Below are 23,429 nucleotides of genomic sequence, written 5' to 3'. Positions count from 1 at the left end.
ACCGCGAGGGGCTTCTGCACCAGGATGGAACCCATGGATTCGGCACACATCGTCGTGATGGGCGTGAGCGGCTGCGGCAAGTCGACCGTCGGGGAGGCGGTGGCCGAGCGACTCGGCGTCCCGTTCGCCGACGCCGACGACTTCCACCCCGAGGCCAACGTCGCGCTGATGGCGGGCGGCACACCGCTGACCGACGAGCAGCGCTGGCCGTGGCTCGACGCGCTGGTGGCCTGGATGGCGCAGCAGCCGGCCGCGCCGGCCGACCCCGCCGGCAGCCCCGTCCGGTCCGTGGTCGCCTGCTCGGCGCTGCGGCGCGCCTACCGGGACGTGCTCCGCACGGCGCCCGACGGCGTCGCGTTCGTCCACCTCGACGTCGACGACGCCGAGCTCCGCCGGCGCGTCGCGAGCCGGTCGGAGCACTTCATGCCGGTCACCCTGCTCGAGTCCCAGCTCGCGACCCTGGAGCCGCTCGGCGACGACGAGGCGGGCCTCACGCTCTCGGCGGGTGACGACGTCCCCACCCTCGTGAGCGCCGTCGTCACCGCCCTCGAGGGCTAGGCGGTCAGGCGCCGGAACGGCGACGTCGCACCAGCGTCCACGTGCCGCCGCCCAGCAGCGCCAGGCCCAGGACGCCGACGGCGACCGGGACCGCGACCGGGAGACCGCCGTCGTCCTCGCTCGCCTCGGGCGTTTCGGACGACGTCGGAGAGTCGCCCGGGGGCGGCGGCGTTGCCGATGCGGTGGTGGAGACGGACGGCGACGGCGTCGCTGACGACGTCACCGCGGCCTCCACGTACTCGGGAACGCCGCTCACCTCGCCGTCGACCAGAACGTCGAGGATGACCGGGACCGGTCCGGGGTCCTGGCCGCAGCCCCCGCAGACGGCGCGCGTGACCGCGAGGGTGTAGTCGCCGGCGAGCAGCATCGACTCCTCGACAGTTCCGGTCTTCTCGCGCGCGAGGTAGGTGACCGGAGGGGTGCGCAGGCCGGCGATCCGTGGGGGTGACGTGGGGTCGGGGTCGATCTCGGCGATCGGCGGCTCGACGAGCGAACCGGTGACCGCGAGGCGGGTCGGCGAGAACAGCGTGAAGGAGGTGCCGACGTCGGCGCTCGAGCGCGCCTGAAGGCTCTGGCCCCAGTCCAGCGGGACGCGGAACAGGGCGGTCTCGCCCGGCATCAGGTCGAGCCGGTAGGAACCGGCGGCGACCGGGGTGGCCCCGCTGAGCGTGGTGCCCCCCAGGACCGGCTGCGGCGTGACGGCGGCCGGCTCGACCCACGGGGTCGTCTCGGCGGGGAAAGGCGGCAGCGCGTCCGTGCTTCTCACCGGCGGCTCCTCGATGACGAGCACCTCTGCCGGTGCCCCGTCGGCCGACGTCGAGTCGAGCCAGTTCTCGACGCGCAGCAGCTGGGTCCCGGCGGCCGTGCACTCCTCCCTCGAGGTCGAGCTCAGACTCATCGTCGTCAGGCTCCAGCTCCCGCCCCACGTGGAGGGGAAAGAGAGGTCGTGGTCGCACCGGGACCCCTCCGCCGTCGCGTCCGGGTAGATCTCGACCAGGAGGCTCTGGGCCGAGATCTGCGCGGTGGCGTTGAGCGAGACCCACAGCCGGGAACCGGGGATGGTGCGCTCGATCTGGTAGTTGAGCGCCGAGCCCGGGGCGGGCAGGTACGTGATGTACCGGGTCCCGGGCGTCAGCGTGGGGGCGGCGGGTGCGTCCGCCGTGCCGACGACCTCTTGGCCGTCGAGCGCGAAGTCGCGGAAGGCGCGGGTGGAGACCTTCTCGAAGACGGACGTGAGGCCGGTGGTGTCGGTGACGTCGAAGTACTGCCCGCCGCCGGCGTTCGCGATGCAGACGAGGGCGTCGCGCGCGGCGCCGGAGACGTCGAACCCGACGACGTGGATGGTGAGGTCGATGCCCTGGGCGGCGAGGTCGCGGGCGACGGCGCAGGGGTCGGGTTGGCAGTTGGACTCGCCGTCAGAGATGAGCAGGACGGTGCGCTGGACGTCCGATCCGGCTGCGGTCAGATCGGTCCCGGCCTGCTGGAGGGCGAAGCCGATGGGGGTCTCGCCGTAGGGCAGGTAGGCGTTGGCGGCGTCGCGCAGGGCCTGCCGGTTGTCGGTGGCGATCGGGACGGTGAGCTGGGAGTCGGTGCACGACGCCGGATCGTCCAGCCCGACGACCGTGGCGCCGAACGTCCGCAGCCCCACGCGCTCGTCCTCGCCGAGGGTGTCGACGACCCCGAGCAGCGCGTTCTTCGCCGCGTCGGCGCGGGTGCCGCCGTCGCTCGCGGGCTCGAGCATCGAGGAGGAGGAGTCCAGGACCACGAGGAGCTGCGCGTCCTCGGCTGCTGCGCCGGAGTCGGGCGCCGCCGTCGCAGCGACGGGTGCGAGCAGGCCGGCCAGGAGCGCGACGGCGGTGGCGACCGTTCCGAGGAGGCGTGGTGTGCTCATGCGGCGACCGTAGAGTATTTGCGTTCGCAAAGTCAACCGTTGCTCGCGCAAAGGCGACGTCAGGGCCTGACGGCGGTCACGAGGCCCCGATCGCGGCCCGGCCCCCGCCCGACGGCGGTGCCTCCCTACGATGTCCGACGTGGGAGACGTGTTCGCGGGCCGGTACGAGCTGGTCGACCCTCTCGCCGAGGGCGGATCGGGTGTCGTCTGGCGGGCGTGGGACCGCCGGAACGAGACCTACGTCGCCGCGAAGGTGCTGCGTCAGGTCGACGCCGCCTCGCTCGTCCGCTTCATGCGCGAGCAGTCGCTGCGGGTCGCGCACGCGCACGTGCTCGCGCCGACCGGCTGGGCCGGTGAGGACGACCGCGTGCTCCTGACGATGCCGATCGTGCGGGGCGGGTCGGTCGCGACTCTCGTGGGGGACCACGGTCCGTTGCCGCTCGCCTGGGTGGCGACGCTGCTCGACCAGGTCCTCGAGGCGCTCGAGGTGATCCACGTGCTCGGGCTCGTGCACCGCGACGTGAAGCCCGCCAACCTGCTGCTCGACGCCACCGGCACCGGGCCGCCGCACCTGTGGCTGGCGGACTTCGGGGTCGCCACGAGCGTGGATGAGCCCCGGCTCACGCAGGGCCCGTACGCGCTCGGCACCCCCGGCTACCTCGCCCCCGAGTGCCTCGTCGTGGGGTGGGAGCCGCACCCGGCCGCCGACGTCTACGCCGCCGGGATGTGCGCGCTCGAGATGCTGGTGGGGCGGCGCCCCCCGAGCGTCGGCGGGGTGGTCGACGGCGACGTCGCCCTGCTGCTCGACGAGGCACCGGCGCTCTCGGGCGGGGTCGACGCGGCCGGTGAGGCCGAGTCTCGGGCGGCGACGCTGCGTGCCCTGGTGCTCGAGCTCACCTCGCGGGAGCCCGGCGTGCGTCCGACGGCGACGGCGGCGCGGGAGCGGCTGGTCGGGCTCCGCCCGGCCGACGGCGGGGACCTCGTCGTCGCCACGTCAGAGGCGCCGCTCGACGACGTCGAGGTGTTCGACCAGCTACCGCCGCTGCCGGAGGGGTGGGGCGACGGCGGGCGGCACGCGCCGACGTCAGCCGCACCGTCGTCGACCGCGCCGGCGCTGCCCACGCCGCCCTCCCCGACGCCTCCCGATCAGCCGGGCGCGACCGAGCGCGTCGTCGCCACGTCCGCCCGCGGCGAGCACGCGGGAGCCGCCCGCCTCCACGGCGGGCCGGCGGGCGCTGTGAGCCCCATGTCCACCCCCACCCCCACCCCCACGCCCGACCCCGCGCGCTCGTCGGTCGGCCCGGCGGTCGCCCTCGTGCTCGGCGGGATCCTCCTGATCGTCGCGGCGATCCTCGCGTTCCAGATCTGATCGGGCGGTCCGCGTCGCGCGAGCGGGCGCTTCCCGGTCGGCAGCCCGCAGCCCGGGCGTCGACCGTCGCGCCGGGGTACGGTGTTCGCGATCGCGAATCCGCGCGTTGCAGTGGTGAACAGCTGCGGCGGTGAACCCCGGAGGTGGCCGTGTCCCAGCTCGACTCCGCGACGGCGGAACGCAACCGCGACGCGCAGCGCGAGCTCTACGGCGAGCCGCTGGGCGACACGTTCCGTCGGATGCTCACGACCTTCGGCCTCAACCAGACGCAGCTGGCCTCCGTGCTGGGCCTCTCGGCGCCGATGCTCTCGCAGCTCATCGCGGGCCACCGGGTGAAGATCGGCAACCCCGCCGTCCTCGAACGGGTGCGGGGTCTGGAGGAGCTCGCGACGCTGGACTCGGCCGAGACCCTGACGCCCGCCGAGCTGGCGCAGCGGCTCGAGGCGGTGCGGACCGTCACGGGCCACCTCACCCGCACGGTCGGTCAGGCGCCGTCCGATCCCGCCGCGATCGTGCGGCACGCGCTGCGCGAGGTCGCGTCGGGCCGGGACCTGCGTCAGGCGGCGCTGCTGCTGCAGGTGGAGCTCCCCGAGCTCGCGGAGTTCCTGCTCGTCTGCGGGACCGGTTCCGAGGACGAGGCCCGCGCCCACTACGGGCGCGTGGTTCGCGGGGGCTGAGCTCGCCGCACCGCGCCGGCCGCAGCCCTACTGAGGCCCTCCGGGCGGACCGAGCGCGATCGTCTGCTCGCGTTCGACGTGCACCCCGCTGATCGACGCGATCGCGCGCTCGCCGTCGACGTCCACGGTCCCCACGACGATCGAGAGCGACGTCAGCGTCCGCTCGACCACGAGTCCGGCCTCGCGGAGCGCGGGCAGCACCTCCGGCAGATCCCCCTCGACCGTCACGATCACCGTGGCCCGGTCCGTCGATCCCCGCCGCTCGTCCTCGTGCCCGCCCCCGCCGTCGAGCTCCGAGATCGAGTCCGGGATCGACTCCCTGTTGTAGCGCATGCCAGTCTCCTCCTCGACACCTGCACGTGTGGGGCCATCGTCCTCGCTCGGAGGCCGCAGCTCAACCATCGCGCGAACGCGTCGTCAGGAACGCGTCGTCAGGAACTCCGCGTGCTCACCCCGCCGTCGGAGCCACCGCCAGCCCGGACCCCACGAGCTGCTCGTCCTCCGAGAGCGGCCTGACCCCTGCGACCAGACGGTCCCACAGGGCCTGACCCCGCACGCCGTTCGCCTGGACCGCGAGCGCCGCGAGGCCCGAGACGTGCGGCGTCGCCATGCTCGTGCCGTCCAGCGAGCGGTAGGACCCGAGCGCCACCGGCCACGACGAGTACACGCCGACGCCCGGCCCGGCGAGGTTGAGCTCGCCGCCGTCGCCGTTGAGCGCGATGCACGAGAACTCCGCGCGCAGCAGCCGCTGGTCGAGCGCGGCGACGGCCATCACCGAGGGGCAGTTGGCCGGCGATCCGACGGGCCGCCGACCCTCGTTGCCCGCCGCCGCGATGATGAGCGACCCCGCCGCGAGGGCGGCGCGGGCCGCGGCCTCGTAGTAGTGGAGGTAGCCCTGGCCCTCGCCGACGGCCGATCCGAGCGACATCGAGATGACGTGGGCGCCCTGCTCGACCGCCCAGTTCATGCCCTCGAGCACGCCGCCGGAGGTGCCGCTGCCGCCGTCGCCCAGCACCTTGCCGACCAGGAGGTCGCTGCCCGGGGCGACGCCGAAGCGCCGCTGCCCGCCGGCGGGGGCCTGCGCGCCCGCGATCGTGCCGGCGACGTGCGTGCCGTGGCCGTTGGCGTCGTGCACCGCCTCGCCCGCGACGAAGGAGCGCGACAGCGCGATGCGCCCGGCCAGGTCGGGGTGGGCCTCGTCGACCCCCGTGTCGAGGACGGCGACGAGCACGCCCGACCCGTCCCACGCCGTCGCGACGCCGTCCGGGCCGACGACGCCGGTGGCCAGGAGCCCCCAGGTGGACGCGTCGGTGTCGGCCAACGGGGTGGTGGGCTCGGGCGCCTCGGTGAACGCGTGGACCCAGACCTCGGGCTCGGCCGTGACGACGGCGGCGCGCGGGTCCTGCGCGGCCTCGGACACCAGGTCGGAGGCATCCTCGAGGATCGCGATGCCGAGCGCGTCGAGGACGACGGCGGAGCCCGCCGGCAGCGTCCCTGCCGTGCCGATCGCGCCGGGTCCGAGGTCCCTCGCGTGGACGCACGGCACCCCGAGACCGTGCAGGACCTCCTGCGCGGTGGACTCGCGTTCGTCGAGCACCACGATCGTCCTGCCGGTGGCTCCGCGGGGCTGGTGGGTCGTCGGGAAGCTCATGCGGGTGGCCCTTTCGGTCGCTGACGTGGCCTCATCGCACCACGAGCCTCCGACATCCCCGCCGCGAAGGGAAGAGCGGCTCCGTCGCGCGGACGTCCCCGCTGATCAGCGCTACGAGGGTAATGTTCCTCCCAAGTCGCCGCGTGCTCCGCGCGCCGGAGCAAAGTTCCACTTGACGAAATCGCGAGACGCGAATGACTGATCTGCTTGCGGGCTACCGGGCCGCCGGCCCCGGCCATGACGAGATGCTCCAGTCCACGGGGGCGGCTCGCGAGGCCTGGGCCCAGATGGCCGACCTCGTGGACCTGCACGACGGCGCGGCCCTCGCCTCCCGCGCGAACGACGTCGTCGAGCTCCTCGCCAACAACGGCGTCCGCCAGGGTGCCGGTACCGACGAGCGCCCCTGGCTCCTCGACCCGCTGCCCGTGCTGTTCGACGAGGCCGAGTGGGCGCACGTGGAGAAGGGCCTGCAGCAGCGCGCCGTGCTCCTGGACCACGTCCTGACCGACGTCTACGGCGAGGCCGAGCTGCTCACCAGCGGCCTCCTGCCGCCCGCGCTGGTGCTCGGTCACCCCGGGTTCGTCCGCGCCGTCAACGACATCCGCAACCCCGGTCCGCACCAGCTCTTCATGGTCGGCACGGATCTCGCGCGCAACGCCGACGGCAGCTGGCAGGTCCTCGCCGACCGTGCCCAGACGCCGTCGGGCATGGGGTTCGCGATGCAGGACCGGCGGATCGTGGCGGAGGTGCTGTCCGGGCTCTACCGGCACGCGCGGATCCGCCGCGTCGGCCCGTTCTTCCAGGCCATGCGCCGCGCCGTCCGCGACGCCGCCCCGCCCGGTGCCGGGCCCACCCCGCGCGCCGCGCTGCTCACGCCGGGTCCGTTCTCGCCCGCGGCGTTCGACCAGGCCTACCTCGCCACGATGCTCGGCTACCCGCTCGTGGAGGGCGAGGACCTCGTCGTCGAGGACGGGCGGCTCTGGATGCGTGCGCTCGGCCGGCTCGAGCCGGTCGACGTCCTGCTGCGCCACGTCGACGCCGAGTACTGCGACCCGCTGGACCTGCGCGGCGACTCGCGCCTCGGCGTCCCCGGCCTCGTGGAGGCGGCGCGCACCGGCGCCGTGACGATCGTCAACCCGCTCGGGAGCGGCGTCGTCGACAACCCGGGGCTGCTGACCTACCTGCCGCGACTGGCCCGCAGCATCCTCGGCGAGGAGCTGATCATCCCCTCGACCGTCACCTACTGGTGCGGGGAGCGGTCGATGTGCTCGCACGTCATCGCCAACCTCGACCGGCTCGTGGTGCGCTCGACGGCACCAGGCTCGCCCGTGATGCGCGGCTGGGAGCTGACGATCGCCGAGCGTGCCGACCTCTCCGCGCGCATCGCGACCGAGCCCTACCTGTGGGTCGGTCAGGAGCGGGTCGAGGCATCCACGACGCCCGCCGTCAACGGTGGCCTGCTCGAGGCCCGGCCGACGCAGCTGCGCACGTTCGCGGTCTCGGGCTCCGGCGGGTACCAGGTGATGTCCGGCGGGGTGGCGCGCATCAGCCAGGCCGGGGCCGACGTCGTCGAGCCCGGTCCGAACGACGCCGCCAAGGACGTCTGGGTGCTGTCCTCACGCCCGCACTCGGTCACCGACCCGTGGGTCGCGGAGGACGCCAACCCGACCCCGCTCAGCCTGCCGACCTCGATCTCGCCCGGAGCGGCCGAGGACCTGTTCTGGTTCGGTCGCTACACCGAGCGCGCCGAGGGTGTCACACGTCTGGTGCGTGCCGTCAGCGACCGCCTGAGCGACTACGCCGTCACGACGACGTCGGGCTTCCCCCTCCGCCCCGGCTCCGACGAGCCCGTGGTGCTCGCCGTGCTGCGGCAGGCGCTCGCGGACGTGGTGGGCGACGGCGATCCGGCCCACCTCGTGCTCGACGCGCGCCAGCCCGGTACGGTCGCGCACGCGCTGGCCCGGATGGCGCGCGCAGCCTCCTCCGTCCGCGACCAGCTCTCGTCCGACACCTGGGCCGCGCTGTCGGCGCTCGAGCGGGCGATGTCCGGCGAGCGTCGGCGGCAGGACCGCGACCACGACGCCGTGTCCGACGTCGGCCCCGTGGCCGCCCGGCTGCTCGAGGGGCTGCTCGCGATCGCGGGCATCCTGGCGGAGTCGATGGAGCGCGACGTCGGGTGGTGCCTCATGGATGCGGGTCGCCGTCTCGAGCGGGCCCAGCAGCTGGTCGACGTCCTCGGGGCGACGACCGCCGTCGAGCGTGCGCGGGCCGACGACTCGCTCGTGCTCGAGTCGGTGCTGGTCGCCCACGAGAGCGTCATCACCTACCGCCGCCGGTACCAGTCGCAGCCCAGCATCGACACGGTGCTCGACCTGCTCCTGCTCGACGTGCACAACCCGCGGTCGCTGCGCTTCCAGCTCACCAAGCTCGCGGCGTCGCTCGCGCAGGTGCCGGCGCCGGCGCGCGGGACGAGCACGCGCGACTCGCTGCTGAACGACGTCGTGGACCTCCTCGACGAGCTCGACACGTCCACGGTCGCGCTCCCGGACGACGAGGGCCGGCGCACGACGCTGAGCGAGACGCTCGCGTCCATGGGCTGGCGCCTGCGCGAGCTCGGCGACGAGATCGCGCGCGTGCACTTCACCCACCCGGTGCCGGTCCCGTGGCTCGACGCCTCGGGGACGTACGAGTCGTCGTCGGGCAACCGGAAGGGAGTCGAGGAGTGATCCGCCAGCGCGAGGACTCACGCGGGGTCCGGCACTACCGGCTCGCCCACCGGACCACCTACACCTACCCCGGGGTGGTGACGTCGTCCTACGGCCGGGCCGTGATGCTGCCGCGCGAGGGCAACGGCCAGCAGGTGCACACCTCGGCGCTGCACATCTCGCCGGGGGCGGCGCAGACGGGGGAGCACCGCGACTTCCACGGGAACCGGTCCAGCTACTTCAAGGTCGACACGGAGCACACCGAGCTCGAGGTCCTCGCGGAGTCGGTGCTGACGGTCACGCGCAAGCAGGCGCAGATCGACCGGATGCCGATGATCTCGTGGAGCCAGGCGGCCGAGGTGACCCACACGCTCGGGGCGCCGGGCCGCGGGGCCGCGTCCAGCCACGGCGTGGGCGGCAACGCGCTGATCGCGGTGTCCGAGGCGATGCTCGCCTCGCAGATGATCGACGTGACGGAGGAGGTGCGGGCCTTCGCGGCGCCGTCGTTCGGTCCGGGGACGCCGCTCTCGCACGTCGTCGCCGACCTCTGCACCCGCATCAACACCGAGCTCGAGTACAAGTCCGGTTCGACGACGATCCACACCCGCCTGCCCGAGCTGCTCGAGCGGCGGCAGGGCGTGTGCCAGGACTTCGCGCACCTCCTCATCGCGTGCGTGCGCTCGATGGGGCTCGCGGCGCGCTACGTCTCCGGCTACATCGAGACCAACCCGCCTCCCGGCCGCGAGAAGCTGCGCGGCGTCGACGCCTCGCACGCCTGGGCCTCGGTGTGGGTGCCGGGCGGGGGCTGGCTGCACGTCGACCCGACCAACGACCAGTTCATCGACAACCGCTATGTGGTGCTCGGCTGGGGTCGCGACTACCGCGACGTCTCGCCGCTGCGCGGCATCGTGTTCACCGAGGGGAAGGGGTCCTCGCTCAAGGTGGGCGTGGACCTGATGGAGCTGACGGCGGAGGAGGTCGAGGAGGTGCGGAGCTCGCACGCCTCGCCGTCGCGCGGTGGGTCGGGGCAGCGCGGGCACCGCTGACGGCCCGCCTCGCACCACCCCTCCAGCGGTCCTCCGATCCCTGTCCTCGACCAGGTCGAGGCGATGTTCGACGACGTGCAGCACGCCCGTGCCCCCGGTACCCGGCCCGCGACGGGACGAGCTGCCGTGCGCACGGTGCGGTCACAACCGCGTCACCCCTGACGGTCGGGCGAATCTGCGGGAACGCTCACGCGATTCGAAGCCGTGACCACAACCTCACCCCGTCGCGAGCATCGTCGCCCTCGGGCTCATGAGGGTCGTCGGGCCCGTATTCCGGCCACAACGTGGCAGCGCGGGGCGATCGCGACCCTGAGGTTCGAATGCAAGCGACGTTAGGAATGTGCAGGGAACTGCCCCGATAAGTCTCGACTCATCCTGAGCCAGCAAACTTTTGCGAATACTCAGGACTTCCGAGGGTGCGCAAGCACTGGCCTAGTCAATCGCTTAGCCGGCGACCGTAATCTTCTACGAAAGTGTCGGAAAGCGCTTCGCGAAGCGTGTCAGACATGCTCGAAAAACGTTGCATGACCACCGCGCGCGCTCTCCCGAGGTACCTCGGACGGTCGGTCCTGGAAAACAATCGCATTCAACTAGTCCTTGGCAGGCCCCCTTTCCTCGACTACTTTCACGATCGAGACCTGGGGCATCGGGGACATTTCTGACAACGACGTTCGGCGTTCCGCCGAGGCGTTGATATCTCCTGCCGCCCTGCCTAGAGGGGATTCCCATGCGTTCACCATCTTTTGCTCAGCCCTACCGTGCGCCCTCGTGGTCGAGCCGCGCGCGGACCCGCGTCGTCGCCGCCACCTCCGCCGCCGCCGTCGCCCTGACCCTGGCCGCCGCCGGCCCGCCGGCCGCGGCGATGCCCGTCGCCGACGTCCCCGTCGATCCGTTGACGTGGGCCTCCACCCCCTACTCGCCGCTGACCCCGACAGAGCTCGCGCCCGACAACGACGTCGCGCTCGAGTTCGACGGCACCGGCGGCGGACTCCACGGCGCCGGTGACATCGACACCGGGTTCAGCCTCGTGCAGCCCGCCTCCGCGAAGATCAGCTCGACAGACCCGGCGCAGCGCAGCGCCTACCTCCCGCAGAACCTGACCGTCGCCGGGGGCAACCTGACGGTGGCCACGACGAAGGGCATCGCGTTCGCGGTCTACGGTCCGAACGGCAACGACGCGACCCGGAACAAGCAGGACAACACCCTCGGCGTCCCCCTCGACACCGACGACAAGAAGGTCCGCCTGAGCACCACGCTTCAGCTGCCGACCTCCGCGAACAACGCGGCGCAGGCCGGCCTGTGGTTCGGACCGAACGACGACAACTTCGTGAAGCTCGCGGTGACGGCTCCCTCGACGTCCACGGCAGCTCCCACCACGGGTGCCCCGGCCGAGCGCCAGATCCAGCTGCTCGTCGAGACCAACGGCGTCACGAACACGAACGCGAACAGCCCGTCGCAGAAGGTGTTCTCGACGAACACCAACACGATCACGGGCACCACGCCGGTCACGCTGACGATGGACGTGGACCCGGTCACCGACACGGCCACGGCCTTCTACCGGATCGGCACGGGTGCCGAGGTCAACCTCGGCACCGTGGCGGTCCCGGCGAACTTCACCGACGGCAGCGCCCTGCTGGGCGGCGTCGAGGCCTCGGGTCTCGGCGGCATCTACGCGACCAAGCGCAACATGGCCGAGTCGGCGAACGTCCCGGTCGTCTTCGAGCGGTTCGCGACGACGGCGGCGCCCTCCGCCGTCGGCAACCTCACCGGTGGCGGTGACGACCCCACCGCGGCGCAGCTCGCGTGGGTCGCCCCGCGGACACGGACATCGCCGGCTACCGCGTCTACCGCTCCGCCACCACGCCCGTCGCCACCACCGGCAACGGGATCGGTGGTGCGGCCCTCCTCACCGGCACCACGTTCTCCGACCCCGACACGTTCGTGGGCCAGACCTGGAACTACGCCGTGGTCGCCGTCGACTCGTCGGGTGCCACCTCCCCCGCGGCCACCACCGCTGCCACGGTCCCCTCGCCCGCGGGCGAGCCGATCGCGAAGATCGACTTCACCACCGCCGCCGCGGCTCCTGCCGCCGGCTACACCAAGGACTCGGGCGCGCCGTACTCGGCCGCGGCCGGCTCCGGCTGGGTGACCGCCGACGACAAGACGCCCTTCGACTTCGCCCTCAACACGCGAGTGCGTCCCTACGTCGCCCCGGCCACCCACACGGACCCTCGGCTGCTCTCGCTGATCCACATGGCGTTCGGCCAGTCGGGCTCGACCCAGACGCCGCCGAACCCGGCCACCGGTATCACGACCGAGATCGGTGAGTACCGCTACGACCTGCCGAACGGCACCTACACCGTCGTCGTCGCCGTGGGCGACACCGCGGGGGGCAACTACGACAGCATCCACCAGGTGGCTGCCGAGGGCGCCACGATCGTGGGTCCGTTCACCGGCGTCGCGACCAACCAGTTCGAGCAGGGCATCGCCGAGGTCGAGATCACCGACGGCCAGCTCAACCTCGCCGCCGAGGGTGACAACACCAAGATCTCCTTCGTCGAGATCTACCGCACCGCCGAGGCAGTCGAGGCCCCGGCCGCGCCCACGGGCGTCACCGCCACGCTCGGGGCCGACAAGGTCTCGGCGGCCCTCGCCTGGACCGCGGTCGAGGGAGCCACCAGCTACGAGGTCTTCCGCTCCACCACGACTCCGGTCGCGGTCGACGGCGAGCCGCTCGCCACCGTCACGGCGCCCGCCTTCGGCGACACCGGGCTCGCTGCCGGCACCACCTACCACTACGCGGTCGTCGCGGTGAACGAGGGCGGCTCCTCGTCCGCGTCCGCCGAGGCCAGCGTCGTCGTCCCGGCGGCACCCGTCGCCCCGGCCGCGCCCGCGAACCTCACGGCCACGGTGGCCGCAAGCTCCGCGACCCTCGCCTGGACCGCGTCCCAGGGAGCCACCGGCTACGCCGTCTACCGCAGCGCCACCTCGCCGGTCGCCACGGACGGAGCTCCGCTGAACGCGGCTCCGCTGACGACCGCCGGCTACACCGACAGCACGGTCGCCGCCGGTCAGACCTACCACTACGCCGTCGTCGCTCTCGGCGAGGGCACCCTGCGGTCCCCCGCCTCGAACGAGGCGAGCGTCACGGTGCCGCAGGCACCCGTCGCCCCCGCGGCCCCGGTCGTCACCGGTGCCGTCGACGGCGACGACGTCGACCTCACCTGGCCCGCCGTGGCCGGGGCGACGTCGTACGACGTGTACCGCTCGACGTCCGCCACGGTGGTCACGACGGGCACGCCGCTCGCGGCCGGCGTCACCACGCCGTCGCACACCGACACGACGGTCCAGCCCGGCACGACCTACCGCTACGCGGTGGTGGCCGTGAACGCCGCCGGACGCTCGGCGGCCTCCGCCACGGTCAGCGTCAACGTCCCGCTGGCCTCCTGCGCGGCGAGCGAGTGGACGGTGGAGCACTTCGGTGGGAAGTTCCTGCTGGGGTCGGTGCTGGCCTCGGACTGCGTCTCGGCCATCGACATGAACCTCGCCACCAACGCCTCTCCGGCGCCCGGTGTCCCGGCCGTGAACTTCTCCTCGCGCTACACCCGGGTGATCGACGAGGGTGCGGGTACCTACACGTTCACCGCGAACTCCGATGACGGCGTCCGGGTCTACGTGGACGGCGTCGCGGTGATCAACAAGTGGGTCAACCAGGCCGCCACGACGACGCACACCGCCGCTGTCACGCTCGACGACGGACCCCATACCGTCATCGTCGAGTACTACCAGGGCACCGGTGCCGCCAAGCTCAAGGTCTCCTACTCCACCGAGCTGGCCACGTGCGACGCTGACGAGTGGTCCGTGGACCACTTCAACGGGAAGTTCCTGCAGGGGTCCGCGCTGGCCTCGGACTGCGTCTCGGCCATCGACATGAACCTCGCCACCAACGCCTCTCCGGCGCCCGGTGTCCCGGCCGTGAACTTCTCCTCGCGCTACACCCGGGTGATCGACGAGGGTGCGGGTACCTACACGTTCACCGCGAACTCCGATGACGGCGTCCGGGTCTACGTGGACGGCGTCGCGGTGATCGACAAGTGGATCAAGCAGGCGGCCACGACCACCCACACGGCCGCGGTGCCCCTGACCGATGGCCCCCACACCATCATCGTCGAGTACTACCAGGGCACCGGTGCCGCCAAGCTCAAGGTCTCCTACTCCACCGAACTGGCCACGTGCGACGCTGACGAGTGGTCCGTGGACCACTTCAACGGGAAGTTCCTGCAGGGGTCCGCGCTGGCCTCGGACTGCGTCTCGGCCGTCGACATGAACCTCGCCATCGACGCCTCTCCGGCGCCCGGTGTCCCGGCCGTGAACTTCTCCTCGCGCTACACCCGGGTGATCGACGAGGGTGCGGGTACCTACACGTTCACCGCGAACTCCGATGACGGCGTCCGGGTCTACGTGGACGGCGTCGCCGTGATCGACAAGTGGATCAAGCAGGCGGCCACGACCACCCACACGGCAACCGTTCCCCTGACCGCCGGCCCCCACACCGTGGTCGTCGAGTACTACCAGGGCACCGGCGCCGCCAAGCTCAAGGTCTCCTACGTGCGTCAGGGAGCGGACACCCAGGCTCCGAACGCCCCGACGGCGCTGACCGCCACCGCCGCCGACGCCTCCGTGGTGCTCGGGTGGACCGCCAGCACGTCGACCGACACGGTCGGCTACCACGTGTACCGGGCCACCGCCGCGGGCGTTCCGGTCACCGGCACCCCGCTGAACGCCGCGCCTCTCACCGGCACGTCCTTCACCGACACGACGGCGGCCGCGAACGCGAGCTACCACTACGTCGTGATCGCTGTGGATGGCGCCGGCAACCGCTCGACCGCCTCGAACGAGGTCACGGGCGGCTGGACCTCGGTGCCCGACACCGAGGCTCCCGCCGTGCCGACCGCTCTCGCGGCCGTCTCGGGCAACGCGTCGGTGGCGCTCACGTGGACGGCGTCGACGTCGTCCGACACCGCGGGCTACCGCGTCTACCGCGACCTGGAGCCGGGCGTCTTCGGCAACGGCGACCTGGTCTCCGGGGCCGCCCTGGTGACGGGCACGACCTGGACCGACACGTCGGTCACCAACGGCACGACGTACTTCTACGTGGTCGTCGCCGTGGACGGGGCGGGCAACGCCTCCCTCGGCTCGAACGAGGTGATCAGCCGGCCCACCGTGCCGAACACCACGAACATCAAGGTCGACTTCACCGCTGCCAACGCGGTGCCGGCGGCGGGCTACGTCGCCGACTGGGGCCAGGCCTTCGGGGCGCGCAGCAGCGCGAACCAGGGGACCGGTCTCACCTACGGCTGGGTCGACGAGGACGGGCACGAGCTCGCCCTGCTGACCAACGGTCGTGACCGCAACCGTCCGGGCGTGGACGAGCGCCTCGACTCGATGCTGCACATGCAGTACGGCGACGTCGACAACGGCAACGGCACCAGCGGTGTCAAGACCGAGGGCACCTGGGAGCTCGCGGTGCCGGAGGGCCTGTACGAGGTCACGGTCGCCGTCGGCGACCAGCCGGGTGCCAACAACGTCTACGACTCGCAGCACACGATCAACGTCGAGGGTGCGGTCGGCGTCAACGCCTACCAGGCCACCACCGCCGCCGAGTTCTCCACCGCCACCGTCACGGTGGGCGTCTGGGACGGGCGCCTGACGCTCGACCCGCGGACGGGCTTCAACACGAAGATCGCCTACGTCGACGTCAAGGCGATCACCTACGACCGCCCGCACGTCTGGACGGTCTTCCCCGAGAACCGGGTGCTCGACGCCGACGTCAACGGCGGCGTCGCCGCGACCATCAAGGTCCCGTACGCCGGCTTCGGCGTGGATGACACCACGATGCCCGGCAACGTGAAGCTCTTTCGGGTCTCGGACAACTCGGAGGTCGCGGGCTCCACCAACACCTCGGGCGGCAACGACACGGTCAACTTCGCCCCGGCGGAGCCGCTGTCGCCGAACACCACCTACCGGTTCGAGGTGACCAACGGGGTGAAGGACCGCCTGGGCAACGCCTGGGTCCCGTTCACCTCGATCTTCACCACCGGCGGCGGTGTCATCGACCCGGGCGGCAGCGAGTTCGAGCCGCTCACGAACATCGCGTTCGAGAAGGTCGAGCTGCCGATCGGCAACGGCAAGTACTGGGCGTCGTTCGTCTTCGGGCCCGACGGCAAGCTGTACGGCTCGACGATCGGCCAGGGCCTGTTCCGGTTCACGGTCAACGCCGACGGCACCCTGTCGAACATGCAGGACCTGGGGTACCAGGGCATCGCGATGATCGGCCTCCTGTTCGACCAGAGCTCGACGGCGGGCGACCTGAAGCTGTGGGTCACCAACACCTCGCCGAACGTCTCCAACGAGCAGAACCAGTGGGCCAGCGGCATCAGCCTTCTCACCGGCGCGAACCTGCAGAACCGCAAGCAGGTCTTCACCGAGATGCCGCGCTCCCAGTCCGACCACCTGACGAACTCGATGACGTACGGCCCGAACGGCGACATCTACGTCCTCCAGGGCTCGAACCAGGCGGGCGGTGACCTCGACGGCACGTGGGGCCAGCGCGGTGAGCAGCTGCTCACGGCGGCCCTGCTGCACTTCGATCCCGACCACGCCCGCATCCAGCAGTCGATCAACGACCCGCAGGGCGACGACCCGCTCTCGGTGAAGACCGCGCAGGGCGGTACCTACAACCCGTACGCCACGACGGCGCCCCTGAAGATCTACGCCACGGGCATCCGCAACGCGTACGACGTCGTGTACCACTCCAACGGTCACCTCTACGTGCCGACGAACGGGACGGCGGCGGGCGGCAACACCCCCGGCGTCACGTACAACGCCGCGACCGACACGTACACCCGTCAGGCGGCCGCCGGGATCCCGGGGTTCGCCACCGTCAACGGCCAGGACGTCACGGCGGCCTGCCGGGCGCGCGATCTGCGCGACCCGAGCTACACGCCCCGCTCCGTCCCGCCGACGTCGAACGTCCCCACCCAGCGTGACCACCTGTACGACGTCGTCGCGGGCGGCTACTACGGCCACCCGAACCCGACGCGCTGCGAGTGGGTGCTGCACGAGGGCAACGACCCGGCCAACCCGCCGAAGTGGGGCGGGGGCGCCGCCGGCAACCAGACGAAGTACCCCGTCGGGGTCCTGCCCGAGTCGACCTACAAGGGCGTCGCGTACGACTTCGAGTTCAACAAGAGCCCGAACGGTGCGATCGAGTACCACAGCGCGACCTTCGGCGGTCAGCTCGAGAAGGCCCTCGTCGTGGTCCGCTTCTCCAACAACAACGACCTGATCTTCATGCAGGCCGACCCGGTCACCGGCAAGATCCTCGGCGCTCAGACCGAGGTCGGGCTGACCGGTGTCCCGAACACGACGATGCAGGGCGTCGGCGGGTTCAACGACCCGCTCGAGGTCGTCGAGGACACGCGCAACGGCAACCTGTACCTCAACCAGTACGACCGGTCGGGCAGCGCTCAGAAGCTGTACCTGCTCCGGGTGCCGGCGAGCCAGCAGGCGGCCACGATCAAGGTCAGCAAGGACGAGCTCGTGCTGTCGGCGGCGAAGTCCAACGCCGGCAACGCCAGCGCCGCCCAGAAGACCGACGTCGAGACGGTCACCGTGACCAACTCCTCGACCGAGGCCGTGCCGTTCAGCGCGGCCGTCTCCGGGACGAACGCCTCGGAGTTCACGGTCGTCGGCACGGTGCCGACCACCCTGGCGGCCGGGGCGTCCACGACGCTCCAGGTCCGCTTCACGCCCGGCACGACCATCGGTGAGCGGTCGGCCCAGTTGACCCTGACCGGCGGCACGACCACCGCGACGCTCGGCCTGTACGGTCTGGCGACCAACGGCATCGAGGGCGGCAACGAGCCGCCGCTGAACTCGGTGCTCGGCACGCTGGGCTACGAGGTCAACGTCGGCTGGACCGGTCTGGCCATCGGCATGAGCCCCTCCGCCCTGGGCGAGGAGGTCCTCGAGCCGCTGTTCGTGAAGTCCGGCACCGGCCCGGTCACCTGGAAGGCGCTCGCGCACTACGCCCCGGCCGAGAACATCCCGTTCGGCTGGTACACCGGTGACGGCGCTGCCGCCAACCGGAACCAGGTGGGTGGCATCAACGGCACCAACACGGCCGGTGGTGGCTACCAGTCGCTGCTCCCGCCCGTGACGTCCGGCAGCACGCCGGTCTTCGACCCGGGGGCGGCCGAGTTCGGCTTCTACTACTACTCCGGCGTCTTCAACCGCTACGGCTTCACCGAGGACCGGCTCAACTCGCCGGCCGCGGACGCGCACCGCGCCCGCATCTACCCGGCGAAGAACCGCAGCGGGGTCCGCATCGCCAACACCTACATCGTGGCGTTCGAGGACGCCTCGAACGGTGACTACCAGGACTACCTCTTCCTCGTCTCGGGCATCAAGCCGGTGACGGAGACGGGATCCGGCGGTGACGCGATCAAGGTCGACTTCACCTCGCCGACCGGCGAGGTGGTGGCGGGCTACCTGCGCGACCACGGTCAGGCCTACGGTCCGCGGACCGGCGCCGGCCAGGGCAGCGGCCTCACGTACGGCTGGAAGGGTCAGACCACCGAGGACGACCTGGACATCTCCGTCGGCGGCACCACGCCCGGCAACGGTCGTGACCGCAACAGCTCGCAGGCGGATGCCCGCCTCGACAGCTTCGTGCACATGCAGCCGCTGGACGTCGCGGGCACCTTCAACGGCACCGCGATCAACGCCTACTGGGAGCTCCAGGTGCCGAACGGCACCTACGAGGTCACGGTCGGGGTCGGTGACCCGAACGTCGGGACCGACGTCGAGTCGCACCTGATCCGGGCCGAGGGGACGACCATCCTGACGGCGTTCACGCCGTCGGGGGCCGCCGGCTCCAACACCCGCCACAAGGTGTCCACGGGCACCGTCCAGGTGACCGACGGCGCGCTGACGATCGACCCGGTCGGCGGCCGCAACACCAAGATCGGCTTCGTCGACGTCGTCCCGGTCGGGGCACCGACCCGGGTGGGGACGACCCCTCGGACGGCGCTCAGGTCAAGGTCGCGTTCCAGCCGAACGGCACCCCGGTGCCGACGGGCTGGACGCCGGAGACCGGCGGCGCGTACACGGCCGAGCGGGGCTACGGCTGGCTGAACGAGGCCACCTCGCAGCCTGTCGCCCGACCGGACGCCACCCGCTACCGCACCGCTCCGACCGGGGGCATCACGTTCCCGACGAAGCAGCAGCAGCAGGGCTTCGCGTTCCTCGACAACGCCACCCAGCCGACGTACACGAGCGGTGTCTGGGAGTACGAGGTCCCGAACGGCTCCTACCAGGTCGCCGTGTCCGTCGGTGACGCCAACTACCTGGACTCCACCCACGGCGTCCAGGTCGAGGGCCAGCCGGTCATCCAGAGCTTCGTGCCGACGGCGACCACGCCGTTCCAGGTCGGTGTCCGTGACGTCACGGTCACCGACGGCAAGATCACGGTCCGCAACTCCGGCACCAACACGAAGCTCAACTGGGTCTCGATCAAGGGCGACGGCCTCGAGCCGACCGGTCCGACGACGACGGCGAACATCAGCTTCCGTCCGTCCACGGCCGCGGTCCCGACCGGGTGGACGGCCGACACCGGCGCCGCGTACAGCGCGGCGACCGGGCGCGGCTGGCTCGTCAACGGCGCACCGTTCGACCGGTCCAGCATGACCCGGCTCCGGACGACGGCGACGGCGGGGATCACGTACCCGACCGGCGAGCCGGCACGGCAGGGGCTCATCCTGATGCAGGCCACCACGACGTCCGGCGATCCCATCTCCGGCGGCACGGTCGGCACCTGGGAGTACGCCCTCGCCAACGGCACCTACACCGTGACCGCCTCGGTCGGCGACGCCGGCTTCACCGACTCGGTCCACGGCGTGGCGGCCGAGGGCACCCCGCTCGTGACGAACTACTCGCCGACGGGCACCGCCCCGTTCGCGACGGGTTCGGCCACGGTCACCGTGACCGACGGCAGGCTCACGCTCACGCCCACCGGTGTGAACACGAAGCTCAACTGGGTCACGATCGCCGGGACGCCGCTCGCGGCCCCCAGCATCACGGTGAAGGCGAACGGCACGACGCTCGGCACCTCCTACAACGGTGGTGCCGCGACGGTCGACGTCACGGCCGCGCCGGCGAGCGGGGCGACCATCGCCTCACTCACCTACGCGATCGGCGGCGCCGCCCCCGTCGCCTACACCGCGCCGTTCCAGCTGACCACGGTCGGCACCTCCGACGTCGTGTTCACGGCGACGGACTCGGCGGGTCGCACGTCCACCCGGACGGTCCGCTTCGAGGTGCTCAACATCGGCGGCACGCTGAAGCTGACCAACACCCAGGTCGTCCGCCAGGCCGACGGCACCCCGCTCCCGGGGCTGTCGGAGGACCTCCTGGTCATGCACCGCGTCAACAGCCTCGGCACCAGCACGGCGCACCAGACCCTGAAGTACAACGACACGGTCACCCTGACCGTGGCGAACACCGGTACGAAGGGCATGCGCATCACGGCGCTCGACATCGGGGGCGCGGCCGGCCAGTTCGAGCTCGTCGGGGCCCCCGCGCTGCCGCTGGTCGTGGATCCGGGTCAGTCGATCCCGCTCCAGGTGAAGTTCGTCTCGACGACCGGGTCCCGCGGCATCCGCTCCGGCACCCTGACGATCGCGACGAGCGACCCGGCGCTGCCGACCAAGGTGGTCCAGCTCCGCGGCGGGTGGATGGGTGCGCCCGAGGGCGGCAGCGAGCTGTCCCTCGAGCACATCTTCCAGCTGTACGGCTCGACCACCACCTCCGGTGCCGCGGCCTCGGCCACGACCATCGGCAACGGCTCGGAGATCCCCGGCTCGCCCCTGAACGGTGACGAGGTGCGCTCCTACCAGTGGCGCAAGCTCGACACCGCCAAGCCGGTCCAGGCCGTCCAGCTCGCCGCCTTCCACGGCTGCTGCGGCCAGACCGAGACGTTCAGCATCAACGGGACGTCGGCCACGCACGCCGGGGCCTACGGGCAGGCGATCTACCCGCTCAAGAGCGACGGGACCAAGACCGCGATCACCACGAACCCCGGCGGCAACTTCGGGATCACGGTGGCCGGTCAGTCCACGACCCAGACCCAGTACATGGCCGTGAAGATGTGGCCGGTCCAGGACGCCAGCGGGAAGACCATCCCCGGCGCCTGGTTCGCGGGCCACGACTACATCGCCTCACCCGCGCAGTGCGGCACCGGGCCGACGAACTGCGACTTCCAGGACAACGTGTACCTGATCACGAACATCCTGCCGGTCGCCTCGTCGGACACCACCCCACCGGTCGCTCCGGCGGCCCCGACCGGTGTCGCGAACGCCACGGGCGTGGATCTGAGCTGGACGGCCTCGACCGACGCAGATCTCATCGGGTACCGCATCGAGCGGGGCACGACGGCGACCGGTCCGTGGACCAACCTGGGCGGCGCTCTCCTGGTGGGCACGACCTTCCGTGACAACGGCGCACCGGCCGCGGCGACGACCCACTACCGGGTCGTGGCGGTGGACGCCTCGGGCAACACGACGCCGTCGGCCGTCGCGGCCATCAACACCTCGGCCATCACGGCCGCGACGATCCGCATCAACGCGGGTGGTCCGGCCCTGACGGTGGGGGGTGTGACCTGGCAGGCGGACGCCTTCTTCTCCGGAGGCAAGACGTACGCCAACAACGCCATCGTCGACGTGCTGGGCACGACCAGCGACCAGCTGTACCGCACCGAGCGGTCGGCGACGACGGGCCCGGGCACCTTCTCCTACGCGGTCCCCGTCAACGCCGGGGCCGGCACCTACCAGGTGAAGCTGCACTTCGCGGAGATCTACCACGGCGCCACCGGCGGGGGTGCGGGCGGCACCGGCAAGCGGGTGTTCTCCGTGAACCTCGAGGGCGGCCCCGTGGAGATCAACAACCTGGACCTCAACGCCCAGGTGGCTCCGATGACGGCCTACATCACGACGAACACCATCGCCGTGACGGACGGGACGCTCAACATCGCGTTCAGCTCGACGGTCGACCAGCCGAAGGTCTCGGCGATCGAGATCGTGAAGGTGGGGTAGGTCGTGGCCACGGTCAAGGGGGTGACCGTGGCGCCAGGGCGCGCTGCGGAGGTCGTGGGTCGGGGGGCCACGCGCTGATGCTGTTCGTCGGTCACACACGGTTCAGCCTGCTGCAACCGGACTCGGGCGCCTGGCGGGCGTCGAACGGGTCGAGGTTCTCGAGCCACGAGGACTATCGGGACTACCTGTTCGACCCCCGCCGGCTCGGGGAACGGACCCAGATCTTCGTCGGCGAGGTGCTGCCTCAGCTGGCGGAGGGGGTCCGTTCCCACCGGGTCAGGCACGTCGTCTCCTACCCGGTCGACCTGCCGGAGCCCTTCCGGTCCGAGCTGGAGGCGGCGGCCGAGCGGTACCCGTTCGTGGTCCTCGACCGCCAGGGACCCGACGGCTGGTCGCGCAGCCCGATGGACGTCGCCCGGTCGGAGCTCGCGGCCGACGGGGGGATGTTCGGCTTCTACCGGCTCGACGACGACGACCTGCTCACGGCCGACTACTTCGACAGGATGGCGGCCTACGTCACCGAGGCCAACACCGGCTTCATGGTGTCCTTCGGTGCCGGGATCACCGGTCTGCGGACCGCCGAGGGCTACTTCAACCTCCGGCGGTGCCACTACCCGATGCTCGCCATCGGGCTGCTGGGGTGTGCAGGGTGCATCCGGGGGGTCGGGTCGAGGCCCCGGTCAGCGCGCCCCACACACGCTCGGACCAGTCGAACCCGGTGATCCTCGACTCGCGAGAGCCCGGGTACTTCTGGGCGCGGCACGTCTACCAGGACTCGGCCCTGGGCGACGGGCTGCCCGGGGACGTCGCGACGGTGGAGCGGGCCAACGAGAGCCTCGCCCGCTACCCCCGGCTCACGGGTGAGCCGCTCGAGGAGCTGTTCCCCGCCGTCGCGCACCGCATGCACCCCGAGCTCAGCGCGGCCTTCACCCGGCCGAGCATGCTCGCGGAGCCGCTGCGGCTGACCTCGACCCTCGCGCCCGTCGAGACGCCGCGGCTTCGCGGACGTGTCGCGCTGGCGGCGCGGACGCGCGGAGGTGAGAAGCCCGAGAAGTCGTTCGCGCTCGCCTCGCTTCGCCTGCTCACCGAGGACGGCCAGCCGCTCGCGGCGAGCCGGGCGGCCGAGCTGCGCCAGCGGGGGTCGGGCACTCCCCGCACGCCTCCGTCGGTTTCTTCCGCTACCTCGCCACGCGGCCCGAGGGTCACGAGGTCGAGTACGTGCTGGACCTTCCCGACGACGTCGTCCTCGAGGGCCTCGCCCTGCGCACCTGGGTGCCCGACGGCGTCGAGACGACGATCGAGGTGAGTCATGTCGTTGCCTACGAGCAGTCCTGACCGACGCGGGGCGCCGGTCGGCGGATCCGCGGACCCCGCGGCGGT

Annotated in this window: 13 protein-coding genes; 10 read left to right on the top strand and 3 right to left on the bottom strand. The window is 71.8% G+C overall.

Annotated features, from left to right (window positions below; translation table 11 throughout):
* Positions 1 to 33 precede the first annotated feature (33 nt).
* Positions 34 to 558, top strand: coding sequence for a gluconokinase (locus C8046_RS09695; protein ID WP_109229264.1), 525 nt, complete (start codon positions 34 to 36; stop codon positions 556 to 558).
* Positions 559 to 562: 4 nt separating this feature from the next.
* On the opposite strand, the gene C8046_RS09690 is transcribed toward C8046_RS09695, so the two are convergent.
* On the bottom strand, positions 563 to 2,449 hold the full coding sequence (locus tag C8046_RS09690) for a vWA domain-containing protein (protein ID WP_109229263.1): 1,887 nt from the start codon (positions 2,447 to 2,449) through the stop codon (positions 563 to 565).
* Between the two features lie 139 nt (positions 2,450 to 2,588).
* Between C8046_RS09690 and C8046_RS09685 the strand changes: the two genes are divergently transcribed.
* Entirely contained in the window at positions 2,589 to 3,818 is a 1,230-nt protein-coding gene (locus C8046_RS09685; protein WP_109230862.1) for a serine/threonine-protein kinase, read from the top strand.
* A 149-nt stretch (positions 3,819 to 3,967) separates the two neighbouring features.
* A complete protein-coding gene (locus C8046_RS09680) occupies positions 3,968 to 4,495 on the top strand; it encodes a helix-turn-helix domain-containing protein (protein ID WP_199224430.1) in 528 nt (175 codons plus the stop codon).
* Positions 4,496 to 4,522: 27 nt separating this feature from the next.
* Here C8046_RS09680 and C8046_RS09675 read toward each other — a convergent pair whose 3' ends face one another.
* Together C8046_RS09675 and C8046_RS09670 are read right to left on the bottom strand one after the other, a co-directional pair.
* Positions 4,523 to 4,828, bottom strand: a complete 306-nt coding sequence (locus tag C8046_RS09675) for a hypothetical protein (protein WP_109229261.1) — start codon at positions 4,826 to 4,828, stop codon at positions 4,523 to 4,525.
* A 115-nt stretch (positions 4,829 to 4,943) separates the two neighbouring features.
* Positions 4,944 to 6,146, bottom strand: a complete 1,203-nt coding sequence (locus C8046_RS09670) for a S8 family serine peptidase (RefSeq protein WP_109229260.1) — start codon at positions 6,144 to 6,146, stop codon at positions 4,944 to 4,946.
* A gap of 194 nt (positions 6,147 to 6,340) precedes the next feature.
* Here C8046_RS09670 and C8046_RS09665 point away from each other — a divergent pair, with 194 nt between their 5' ends.
* The 7 genes from C8046_RS09665 (at position 6,341) to C8046_RS09640 (ending at position 23,355) form a co-directional block, all read left to right on the top strand.
* Complete coding sequence (locus C8046_RS09665; protein WP_109229259.1) at positions 6,341 to 8,872, top strand: circularly permuted type 2 ATP-grasp protein; 2,532 nt, start codon at positions 6,341 to 6,343, stop codon at positions 8,870 to 8,872.
* On the top strand, positions 8,869 to 9,897 hold the full coding sequence (locus C8046_RS09660) for a transglutaminase family protein (protein WP_235866268.1): 1,029 nt from the start codon (positions 8,869 to 8,871) through the stop codon (positions 9,895 to 9,897). The genes C8046_RS09665 and C8046_RS09660 overlap by 4 nt, the downstream gene beginning before the upstream one ends.
* Before the next feature lie 727 nt (positions 9,898 to 10,624).
* Complete coding sequence (locus C8046_RS19390; protein ID WP_235866267.1) at positions 10,625 to 12,046, top strand: hypothetical protein; 1,422 nt, start codon at positions 10,625 to 10,627, stop codon at positions 12,044 to 12,046.
* A gap of 104 nt (positions 12,047 to 12,150) precedes the next feature.
* Positions 12,151 to 19,095, top strand: coding sequence for a PA14 domain-containing protein (locus tag C8046_RS09655; RefSeq protein ID WP_328587631.1), 6,945 nt, complete (start codon positions 12,151 to 12,153; stop codon positions 19,093 to 19,095).
* Positions 19,029 to 22,049 (top strand): malectin domain-containing carbohydrate-binding protein, encoded by a 3,021-nt coding sequence (locus tag C8046_RS09650; protein WP_109229257.1) that lies wholly within the window; start codon positions 19,029 to 19,031, stop codon positions 22,047 to 22,049. Before C8046_RS09655 ends, C8046_RS09650 begins: the two co-directional genes overlap by 67 nt.
* A 77-nt stretch (positions 22,050 to 22,126) precedes the next feature.
* Positions 22,127 to 22,771: a glycosyltransferase gene (locus C8046_RS09645; RefSeq protein ID WP_109229256.1), complete on the top strand. Its 645-nt coding sequence runs from the start codon at positions 22,127 to 22,129 to the stop codon at positions 22,769 to 22,771.
* A complete protein-coding gene (locus tag C8046_RS09640) occupies positions 22,768 to 23,355 on the top strand; it encodes a hypothetical protein (protein WP_109229255.1) in 588 nt (195 codons plus the stop codon). Before C8046_RS09645 ends, C8046_RS09640 begins: the two co-directional genes overlap by 4 nt.
* Positions 23,356 to 23,429 lie beyond the last annotated feature (74 nt).

It is taken from the genome of Serinibacter arcticus (assembly GCF_003121705.1).
Classification (GTDB): domain Bacteria; phylum Actinomycetota; class Actinomycetes; order Actinomycetales; family Beutenbergiaceae; genus Litorihabitans.
Note: the sequence above shows the minus strand (reverse complement) of the source record. Positions and strands in the feature narration are given on the sequence as shown.

Bases quoted from the DNA above. Each gene is read 5' to 3' on its own strand.
- C8046_RS09690 (WP_109229263.1), bottom strand. From the start codon at position 2,449: ATGAGCACACCACGCCTCCTCGGAACGGTCGCCACCGCCGTCGCGCTC.
- C8046_RS09645 (WP_109229256.1), top strand. From the start codon at position 22,127: ATGCTGTTCGTCGGTCACACACGGTTCAGCCTGCTGCAACCGGACTCG.
- C8046_RS09665 (WP_109229259.1), top strand. From the start codon at position 6,341: ATGACTGATCTGCTTGCGGGCTACCGGGCCGCCGGCCCCGGCCATGAC.
- C8046_RS09655 (WP_328587631.1), top strand. From the start codon at position 12,151: ATGGCGTTCGGCCAGTCGGGCTCGACCCAGACGCCGCCGAACCCGGCC.
- C8046_RS19390 (WP_235866267.1), top strand. From the start codon at position 10,625: ATGCGTTCACCATCTTTTGCTCAGCCCTACCGTGCGCCCTCGTGGTCG.
- C8046_RS09670 (WP_109229260.1), bottom strand. From the start codon at position 6,146: ATGAGCTTCCCGACGACCCACCAGCCCCGCGGAGCCACCGGCAGGACG.
- C8046_RS09675 (WP_109229261.1), bottom strand. From the start codon at position 4,828: ATGCGCTACAACAGGGAGTCGATCCCGGACTCGATCTCGGAGCTCGAC.
- C8046_RS09695 (WP_109229264.1), top strand. From the start codon at position 34: ATGGATTCGGCACACATCGTCGTGATGGGCGTGAGCGGCTGCGGCAAG.